Source organism: Pseudomonas sp. DD1, assembly GCF_044510355.1.
Lineage (GTDB): Bacteria > Pseudomonadota > Gammaproteobacteria > Pseudomonadales > Pseudomonadaceae > Aquipseudomonas > Aquipseudomonas shahriarae.
In genome coordinates, this window is the sequence record NZ_MSAJ01000011.1 from 792,897 (window position 1) to 802,442 (window position 9,546).

At 59.8% G+C, this 9,546-nt stretch carries 8 protein-coding genes; 2 read left to right on the plus strand and 6 right to left on the minus strand.

Annotation, left to right across the window (positions count from 1 at the left end):
* Nucleotides 1-18: 18 nt before the first annotated feature.
* The 6 genes from PSFL_RS11535 to PSFL_RS11560 are packed head-to-tail and all read right to left on the minus strand — an operon-like array spanning nucleotide 19 to nucleotide 5,948.
* A complete protein-coding gene (locus PSFL_RS11535; RefSeq protein ID WP_397470063.1) occupies nucleotides 19-1,761 on the minus strand; it encodes an extracellular solute-binding protein in 1,743 nt (580 codons plus the stop codon).
* A 38-nt stretch (nucleotides 1,762-1,799) separates the two neighbouring features.
* Complete coding sequence (locus PSFL_RS11540; protein ID WP_029293327.1) at nucleotides 1,800-2,072, minus strand: DUF2160 domain-containing protein; 273 nt, start codon at nucleotides 2,070-2,072, stop codon at nucleotides 1,800-1,802.
* Nucleotides 2,073-2,082: 10 nt separating this feature from the next.
* Nucleotides 2,083-2,883 (minus strand): carbohydrate ABC transporter permease, encoded by an 801-nt coding sequence (locus tag PSFL_RS11545; protein WP_017735079.1) that lies wholly within the window; start codon nucleotides 2,881-2,883, stop codon nucleotides 2,083-2,085.
* A gap of 10 nt (nucleotides 2,884-2,893) precedes the next feature.
* Nucleotides 2,894-3,760, minus strand: a complete 867-nt coding sequence (locus PSFL_RS11550) for a carbohydrate ABC transporter permease (protein ID WP_397470064.1) — start codon at nucleotides 3,758-3,760, stop codon at nucleotides 2,894-2,896.
* Nucleotides 3,757-4,854, minus strand: a complete 1,098-nt coding sequence (locus PSFL_RS11555; RefSeq protein WP_120733473.1) for an ABC transporter ATP-binding protein — start codon at nucleotides 4,852-4,854, stop codon at nucleotides 3,757-3,759. The genes PSFL_RS11550 and PSFL_RS11555 overlap by 4 nt, the downstream gene beginning before the upstream one ends.
* Entirely contained in the window at nucleotides 4,854-5,948 is a 1,095-nt protein-coding gene (locus tag PSFL_RS11560; protein WP_397470065.1) for an ABC transporter ATP-binding protein, read from the minus strand. Before PSFL_RS11560 ends, PSFL_RS11555 begins: the two co-directional genes overlap by 1 nt.
* 253 nt (nucleotides 5,949-6,201) lie before the next feature.
* On the opposite strand from PSFL_RS11560, the gene PSFL_RS11565 reads away from it, so the two are divergent.
* Together PSFL_RS11565 and PSFL_RS11570 are read left to right on the plus strand one after the other, a co-directional pair.
* Complete coding sequence (locus PSFL_RS11565; protein WP_397470066.1) at nucleotides 6,202-8,022, plus strand: sigma-54-dependent Fis family transcriptional regulator; 1,821 nt, start codon at nucleotides 6,202-6,204, stop codon at nucleotides 8,020-8,022.
* A gap of 176 nt (nucleotides 8,023-8,198) precedes the next feature.
* Nucleotides 8,199-9,546, plus strand: a 1,348-nt coding sequence (locus PSFL_RS11570) for a DUF6531 domain-containing protein (protein ID WP_397470067.1), incomplete at its 3' end; no start/stop codon positions are given.

Consider the following 9,546-nt stretch of genomic DNA (forward strand, 5'->3'; position numbering starts at 1 on the left):
TGTGCTATCTGCCCTACCTCACTTACGCGCCGCCTCCCACGACTTGAGCAAGTCGGCATAGTTCACGGTTTCACCCTTGGGCTTTTCGTTCGCCAGTTTCGGCTTCGGTGCACCCGGCTGGTCGAACCAGTACTGGGCATCGCGCTCGGGGTTCATCTTCGGCCCGCAGATCGGCTGCACCTTGGAGCGCTCCAGGCGCGTCATGATGGCGTCCTGATCTTTGGCCAGGCCATCCAGCGCCTGTTGTGGGGTTTTCTCGCCGCTGGCGGCTTCCGAGATATGGCTCCACCACAGCTGCGCCAGGCGCGGATAATCCGGCACGTTGGTGCCGGTCGGCGTCCATTGCACCCGCGCCGGGCTGCGATAGAACTCCACCAGGCCGCCGAGTTTCGGTGCCAGGTCAGTCATGGCCTGGGAGTTGATGTCCGATTCGCGGATTGGCGTCAGGCCGACGATGGTTTTCTTCAAGGACACGGTTTTCGAGGTGACGAACTGCGCATACAGCCAGGCCGCCAGTTTTTGCTTCTCAGGCGTGGATTTGAGGAAGGTCCAGGAACCCACGTCCTGATACCCCAGCTTCATACCCTCCTCCCAATATGGACCGCGTGGTGACGGTGCCATGCGCCACTTCGGCGTGCCATCGGCGTTCATCACCGGCAGACCCGGCTTGGTCATATCGGCGGTAAAGGCGGTGTACCAGAAAATCTGCTGCGCGATGTTGCCCTGGGACGGTACCGGCCCGGACTCGGAGAAGGTCATGCCCGCCGCTTCCGGTGGCGCATAGGCGCGCATCCAGTCGACATATTTCTGCGTGGCAAACACCGCGGCCGGGCCGTTGGTATCGCCGCCACGGGTCACGCTGGAACCCACCGGGTGGCAGTCCTCGACCCGAATGCCCCACTCGTCCACCGGCAAGCCGTTGGGCAGCCCCTTGTCGCCGCCCCCGGCCATGGAGAACCAGGCATCGGTAAAGCGCCAGCCCAGGGACGGATCCTTCTTGCCGTAGTCCATATGGCCATACACGCGTTTGCCGTCGATTTCCTTGACGTCTTCGCTGAAGAACTTGGCGATATCTTCATAGGCCGACCAGTTCACCGGGACGCCCAACTCATAGCCGTACTTTTCCTTGAACTTGGCCTTGAGATCGGCCCGCTCGAACCAGTCGGCGCGGAACCAGTACAAGTTGGCAAATTGCTGGTCGGGCAACTGGTAGATCTTGCCATCCGGCGCAGTGGTAAAGGAGATGCCGATAAAGTCCTTGAGGTCCAGGGTCGGCGAGGTGAAGTCCTTGCCTTCATTGGCCATCAGGTCGGTGATGGATTCGGTCTTGCCATAGCGAAAGTGCGTACCGATCAGGTCGGAATCGTTAACCCAGCCGTCATAGATATTCTTGTCCGACTGCATCTGGGTCTGCAGTTTTTCCACCACATCGCCTTCCTGCAGCAGATCGTGGGTCAGCTTGATCCCGGTGATTTCACTGAAGGCCTTAGCCAGCACCTTGGATTCGTACTCGTGGGTGGTAAGGGTTTCCGACACCACATTGATCTTCATCCCACGAAACGGCTCGGCGGCCTTGATAAACCACTTCAACTCTTCAAGTTGCTGGGCTTCGGTGAGAGTGGACGGTTTGAACTCGCTGCCAATCCATTTTTTCGCGGCATCCTCATAGGCATCAGCCCAGGCCGCAGCACTCAGGCCACTGAGGGCCAAGACAGCGGCCAATGAAATGCTATGTCGCAGCTTATTGTTGTTATCGAACATAGAGACCTCCTGGTTGGGATCAAAAGGGATGCCTGTGGCTATCCCCAACGCATCACAGACAACAGCCACACCACAGACAGCGCGGACGCCACCCAGATGCTCCAGCCGGTTACGCCAATCACCAGCAGATGCAGGTAGGCGCTCCCGAGAAGACCGATAAACAAACGATCACCACGGGTGGTGCTGATCGGTAACAACCCGCGCCGGGGAATGCTCGGCGAACGCAGCTCCCACGTGGTCATGCCCGCCAGCAACAGGGCAATCGCCGCAAAGAACAGTGCAGTCGGGGTGGTCCAGGCCATCCATTCCATCATCGTTTCCTCAGACCCGGCCAAGGGCAAAGCCCTTGGCCACATGGTTGCGAACAAACCAGATCACCAGCATGCCCGGCAGGATGGTCAGCACCCCGGCAGCCGCCAACACCCCCCAGTCAATCCCGGACGCTGACACGGTGCGGGTCATCACGGCGGCAATCGGTTTGGCATTCACAGACGTCAGCGTGCGCGCCAGCAGCAGTTCGACCCAGGAAAACATAAAGCAGAAAAACGCCGTGACACCGATCCCCGAGCCAATCAGCGGGATAAAGATCTTCACGAAAAACTTCGGAAAGCTATAGCCGTCGATGTAGGCCGTTTCGTCGATCTCCTTGGGCACCCCCGACATAAAGCCTTCCAGGATCCACACCGCCAGCGGCACGTTGAACAGGCAGTGGGCCAGAGCCACAGCGATATGGGTGTCGAACAGGCCGATGGACGAATACAACTGGAAAAACGGCAACAGGAACACCGCCGGCGGCGCCATGCGGTTGGTCAGCAACCAGAAGAACAGGTGCTTGTCGCCGAGGAAGCGATAGCGCGAAAACGCGTAGGCCGCCGGCAGTGCCACCGTCAGGGAAATCACGGTGTTCAGGCTCACGTAGTACAGCGAGTTCAGATACCCGGTGTACCAACTGGGGTCGGTGAAAATCACCTTGTAGTTGGCCAGGGTGAAATCCTGCGGAAACAGCGTCAGGCCGCCGAGGATTTCGGTGTTGCTCTTGAAGGACATGTTCAGCAGCCAGTAGATCGGCACCAGCAGGAACAGAATGTAGATCAGCAGCGGGATGACCTTGCGCTTGCTCATGTTGGCGGCCTCAGCGGTTGGCGTCGGAGTGGGTCATGGCGGTGTAGAACAGCCAGGACACCAACAGGATGATCAGGAAATACACCAGGGAAAACGCTGCCGCCGGCCCCAGGTCGAATTGGCCGATAGCCATCTGGGTCAAGGTCTGACTGAGGAAGGTCGTCGCATTCCCCGGCCCGCCCCCCGTCAGGACAAACGGCTCGGTGTAGATCATGAAACTGTCCATGAAGCGCAGCATCACGGCGATCAGCAGCACGCTCTTCATCTTCGGCAACTGGATATGTCGGAATACCGCCCAGGCTGATGCCCGATCAATTCGCGCGGCCTGGTAGTACACATCCGGTATGGCCCGCAGCCCGGAGTAGCACAGCAGCGCCACCAGGGAGGTCCAGTGCCACACATCCATCACCAGCACCGTGACCCAGGCGTCCATGGTGTTGGCGGCGTAGTTGTAGTTGATGCCCATGGCATTCAGGCTCGAACCCAGCAAGCCGATATCGGCACGGCCGAAGATCTGCCAGATGGTGCCGACCACGTTCCACGGGATCAGCAGCGGGATGGCCATCACAATCAGCACCAGGGACGACCAGCGGCCTTTGGTGGGCATGGTCAGGGCAATGACAATGCCCAGCGGGATCTCGATCAACAGCACACACGCGGAATAGATGAACTGGCGCAGCAACGAGTCATGCAGGCGCGGGTCCAGCAGCACTTGCTTGTACCAGTCGGCACCGACGAAATAGCGGCTGGACTGGTCGAAAATGTCCTGCACCGAGTAGTTGACCACGGTCATCATCGGGATCACCGCGCTGAACGCCACCAGCAGGAACACCGGCAATACCAGCCACCAGGCCTTGTTGTTCTGCACCTTGTTCATGGCCGCGCCTCCAGCAGGTAATCATCGGCATAGACCATCAACCATTGCGCCGGGAAGCTGATCGACGCCCGGCCCTCGGGTACCGGTTTGTCTTCGGCCAGGCGTACTTTCAACGGCGCGCCGTCGAGGTTGAGGGTCAGGATCTTGTAGGTGCCCAGGTCTTCGATATGCATGACGTCGGCCTGCAACGCATCAGGATTGGGCTCGTCCCACACATGGATAAACTCGGGACGAATGCCGACCTGAAGTTTTTTGTAGTCCTTTTCCGCGATCTGCCGCTGCTGCACCTCGGACAACGCCAGATGTGTCCCGGCAAACCGCACCCCACCAGCTTCGGCCCGCACTTCAATCAGATTCATCCCTGGGCTGCCGATGAAATAGCCGACAAAGGTATGGCTGGGACGCTCAAACAATTCCCGCGGCGTGCCGAACTGCACAATCTGCCCGCCGTACATCACCGCGATCTTGTCGGCAAAGGTCGAGGCCTCCAACTGATCGTGGGTGACGTAAACCATGGTGATATTGAACTGCTCATGGATCTGCTTGAGCTTGCGCCGCAGTTTCCACTTCAGGTGCGGGTCGATTACCGTCAGCGGCTCGTCGAACAGGATCGCCGAGACGTCATCGCGCACCAGCCCACGGCCCATCGAGACCTTTTGCTTTTCATCGGCACTCAGGTTGCGGGCCTTTTTTCCCAGCAGGTTCTGCAGGTCGAGCACTTCGGCAATTTCCTGCACCTTGCTGTGCACTTTGGCCTCGGCCATGCCCTGGTTGCGCAGGGGGAATGCCAGGTTATCGAACACGGTCATGGTGTCGTAGACCACCGGAAACTGGAAAACCTGGGCGATATTGCGCTTTTCCGGGGTCAGCTCATTCACCACCTTGTTGTCGAACAGCACCTGGCCTTCCGAAGGGCTGAGCAGGCCGGAGATGATGTTGAGCAAGGTTGACTTGCCACAGCCAGACGGCCCGAGCAACGCGTAGGCACCGCCCTGCTCCCAGATGTGGTTCATTTCGCGAATGGCGTAGTCTTCAGGCCCGGCGGGTGTAGGGCTGTAGCTATGTGCCAGGTTCTGCAAATGGATCTCGGCCATCAGGCAACCCTCGCGACACGGCGCCCGGGAGCCTGGACCAAACGGCCCTGACCATCGAACACAAACAGTTTATGGGTCGGAATATAGATGCGGATCGGCGCATCCACGTCGTACTCGTGTACTCCCGGCAGGTGTAAAACCAGCAAAAAATGCTCGCTGCGCACATGCAGGAAGGTTTCCGAGCCGCTGATCTCCGCCACTTCCACGGTTACTGCCAGTTCCAGGTCATCGTCGTTGCTGGGCACCAGGCTGATATGGCTGGGGCGCACACCAAAGCGGAATTCGCCCTCGCCGATGGGGCGCAGGTCGACATTCAACGGAAAGTGCACGTCGCTGGCGAAACTCACTTCATTGCCGCTGATACGCCCCGGCATCAGGTTGATCGGCGGTTCGGAAAACAGCTCGGCCGCCAGCACGGTCTGCGGTTGGTGATAGACCTCGGCGGCCTTGCCGCTCTGGATCACCCGGCCTTCGTGGAGAATGGTGGTGGTGCCGCCCAGCGCCAGTGCCTCGTTGGGCTCGGTGGTGGCATAGATGGCAATGGTGTTGCGGGCCTTGAACAGCTCGCGCATTTCCTGACGCAGCTCTTCGCGCAGTTTGTAGTCCAGATTGACCAAGGGTTCGTCGAACAGAATCAGCTCGGCATCCTTGACCAGCGCCCGGGCCATCGCCGTGCGTTGCTGCTGGCCACCGGACAGCTCCAGAGGGTGACGTTGCAGGAACTTCTCGATGCGCAGCATCTTCGCGGTTTCCAGCACTTTGCTGTGGATCAGTTCGTTGGAGGCCCCGGCCTGGCGCAGCGGCGAGGCGATGTTCTCGAACACGGTCATGGTCGGGTAGTTGATGAACTGCTGGTACACCATCGACACATTGCGCAAGCGCACCGGCTTATGGGTGACGTCGACGCCGTTCATCAGGATGCGTCCGCTGTCAGGCTTGTCCAGGCCGGCCATCAGGCGCATCAGGCTGGTCTTGCCGGACAGCGTACGGCCCAGCAACACATTGAAAGAACCGGCTTCAAAGCGCAGGTTGGCGCCGTCGATCCAGGTCTGGCCTTCGACGACACGGGTCACATGTTCCAGGGTCAATGACATGACACGCCCTTTTTCTTATTGGAATTGTTCTTCCAGGGGCAGAGCGAGTTTCGTGCCAATAATAAAAAACGTCGATTTGCCAAAGACTTGAGCAAAACCACTGCTCAGTGCTGAACAGAAATGAACATTCACAACTGAACAATTGAACAACCTCCAGGTTGACAATGAACAGTTCTGAACAACACTGAGCAAGCCCGCTCGCACATTGGAATTGCATAGGGTTCATAACAACAATAAAAAGAAGGTCACCGCCATGGCCGCACCAGCCCCGCTTTTGCCCCACGACACCATCATCCAGGACTCCTGGCGCCGCTGCCGTGCGTTCGGTCTGGATCACCAGAGCGCCCCCAGCTTCGACCAACTGCCCGCCGAGGGCATCAGCCAACTGCTGGAGAGCCAGCACGCGCTGGTCCAGACCACCCACCAGGAAGTACTGCCTTATTACGAGAACATCCTCAGCAATTCCAACTGCCTGATCATGCTGGCCGACAATCAGGGCCAGGTCCTGACCTCGTGGGGCACCCAACGCTTTATCGACCCCAAGCTGGCCCGTGGCTTCAACGCCGGAGCCAGTTGGATGGAGCGCGCCACCGGCACCAACGCCATCGGCACCGCGCTGGCCTGCGCCCAGGCGGTGCATATCGAACATGACGAACACTTCCTCAAGGCCAACCGTTTTATGACCGGTTCAGCCGCGCCGATCTTTGATGCCAACCGCGAGATCATTGCGGTACTGGATGTGTCCAGCGACAGCTACCTGCCGCCCTCCCACACCCTGGGCATGGTCAAGATGATGAGCCAGACCGTGGAAAACCGGCTGATCCTTAACCTGTTCGGCGGCGAACACTTCCAACTGACCTTCAACACCGGCCTGAACAACCTCGACAGCCAATGGGCCGGCCTGCTGATCTTCGATGAAAGTGGCCAGGTGCTGTCAGCCAATCGCCGCGCCGACAACTTGCTGGGCATCAGCCTGTCGCGGGTGATGATCGACAGCCTGTTCAAGGTCTCGCTGCTGGAGTTGCTCAACCAGCCCGAAGGCCTGCCCTTTGCCCTGCAGGCTGCTGGGCGCAACCGTTTCCAGTGCCTGCTCAAACGCCCCAAACAGGCGCCGGTGCAGGCCAGGGTCTTTAGTGAACCAGCCCCCGCGCCCATCGGCCTCAAGACCCTGCACTTTGGCGACAGGCGCGTGGAAAAGGCTGTGCGCCAGGCCGAACGCCTACTGGAAAAAGACATTCCGCTGCTGATCCACGGTGAAACCGGTGTCGGCAAGGAAGTTTTCGTCAAAGCCCTGCACCAGGCCAGTTCCCGCAGCCAGCAGGCGTTTATCGCGGTCAACTGTGCGGCAATTCCGGCGGAGCTGGTGGAATCGGAGCTGTTTGGCTATGAAAAAGGCGCGTTCACCGGCGCCAATCAAAAAGGCAGCATTGGCCTGATCCGCAAGGCGGACAAAGGCACGCTGTTTCTCGATGAAATCGGTGACATGCCCTTACCCACCCAGGCCCGGCTGCTGCGGGTATTGCAGGAGCGCTGCGTACAGCCGGTGGGCAGCAGCGAATTGTTCCCGGTGGACCTGCGGATTATCTCGGCGACCAACCGTTCGCTGCGCGAACAGGTGCAGATCGGACGGTTTCGGGAGGATTTGTACTATCGCATCGGCGGCCTGACCCTGGAACTGCCGCCCCTGCGCGAGCGCAGTGACAAGCAGGCGCTGTTCAAGCAACTGTGGCAACAGCACCGCGAGCCCACGCAGTGGGCCGGGCTCAGTGCTGAAGTGCTGGCGTTATTCGAGCAACACCCCTGGCCGGGCAACCTGCGCCAGGTCAGCAGCGTAATGCAGGTGGCGCTGGTCATGGCCGAAGATCAACCGATTCGCCCCGAGCACCTGCCGGATGATTTTTTTGTCGACCTGAGGCAAGCCGCACCCAGCGCGCCGGTGGTCATGGACGATCTGGACGATAGGCAAAACCTTCAGCAACGACTGGCAGCGGTCGGCGGCAATATCTCCCACTTGGCGAGGGAGTTGGGGGTCAGCCGCAATACCTTATACAAGCGATTACGCGCCGCTCCATAGCCGTAAACCCTGTGTCTTTCTTTAAGACTGATCGCTAGTTGATGTGGGCGTAAGCGCCGATTCCAACTGAAAAACTCCCCCTGTCCGTAAGCCCATTCTGATTTAACAGACCACACCTCCAAGCGCCCTTTTCCTGCGGCATTCTCCGACGCCTTTCTTTTGCAGAGACGTCATGGATGCCAGCCCCTGCCCCTGATTCATCGCCCATCGACCTGATCGAATACGAGCTGGATGGCTTTCACCAGAGCCTGGCACTGTATCGCCAGCAGGTAACAAGCTGGTACGCGCAGGCCCTGGACAAGGTCAGCCACGCCACGGATTTGCCGTCGCTGCTGGGCATGGAGCGGGTGCTGCGGGTCGGTGATTCCCAGGTGTCGGTGAGCCTGACCGACACCGACTTTGCTTCCAGTGTTGCCGTGTGCCCGGCAGGCGGCGAGCTGAAGATCGAAAGCAAATTCGAGTCGGTGTATGACGTGCCGCTGGGCAATCTCCAGGTGCAGGTGATTGGCCTGGAGGACGGCAGTTCCACGTTTATCCAACTGGATGAACAGGGCAAGGGCGCCCATCACTGCGCGGCCGGTGGGCGCTATCAGGTGCGCGTACAGGGCGGGGTTTCGGCGGCGCAGGTGGAGGCGCTGTTTGCGTCCTACGACAGTTTGACCGCCGAGCTACAAGCCTGGCTGCGCAAGGAATGGAGGGGGTTCAAACCGCACTGGCAGGTGTCGGCGTCAAGTGCCATTGGCAGTGGGATATTGGCCGGTACCTGGTCAGCCATTTCCGAGGTGTGGGACAGCCTGTCACTGATGCAGGACATCCTCAAGGACCCGGCCAAACACATCGAACGCCTTGGCGCCCAGGCCGCCGAGCTGACAGCCCTGGCGCGCGAAGCGCCGCAGGTGATGGAACAGGCGATGTTGCTGGCCAGCGACGAAGCGGCGCTGTACCTGATGTTGCGCACGGCGATGATCTGGTTATCGGCGTTGCCGCCCAGCCAGGTGGCAGGGAAAACCGCCGAGGTGATTGCCGGGTTTGCGGTGTCGCTGCTCATTGATTTGCTGATTGCGCTGGTGCTGACCATTGCCCTGCAAGGTGCCGGGATCGCGTACCTGGGGCTGCGTCTGGCGAAGTATGGCAAGCAGGTGGTTGACGTTGCAGTGGGCTTCGTCAAAGGCGTGTTCGACATCCTCAAGCGTTTTATGGGGGCGGTGGATCGCTACAAGACGGTGGCTGTGCGCGGCGTGGTTGGCGGCTTGAAAAAGGGTGGCCTGCAGATGCACTGGGGCGCGCGGCGCAATACCACGCTCAAGCAGGCAGAGGCGTTGGACGACGCACCCTCCTCCGCGAAAAACCCCAACGGTGAGGCAACCGCCAGCGCCGACAAAACCGCGACCCACGGTTGCCCGGTGTCCATGGTCACCGGCGAAGAGCTGCTGACCCTGACCGATGGCGAACTGGATGGCGTGCTGCCATTTGCCTGGACGCGCCTGTATCGCACCAGTGCCGTGGAGGTGGATTGCGGGCTGG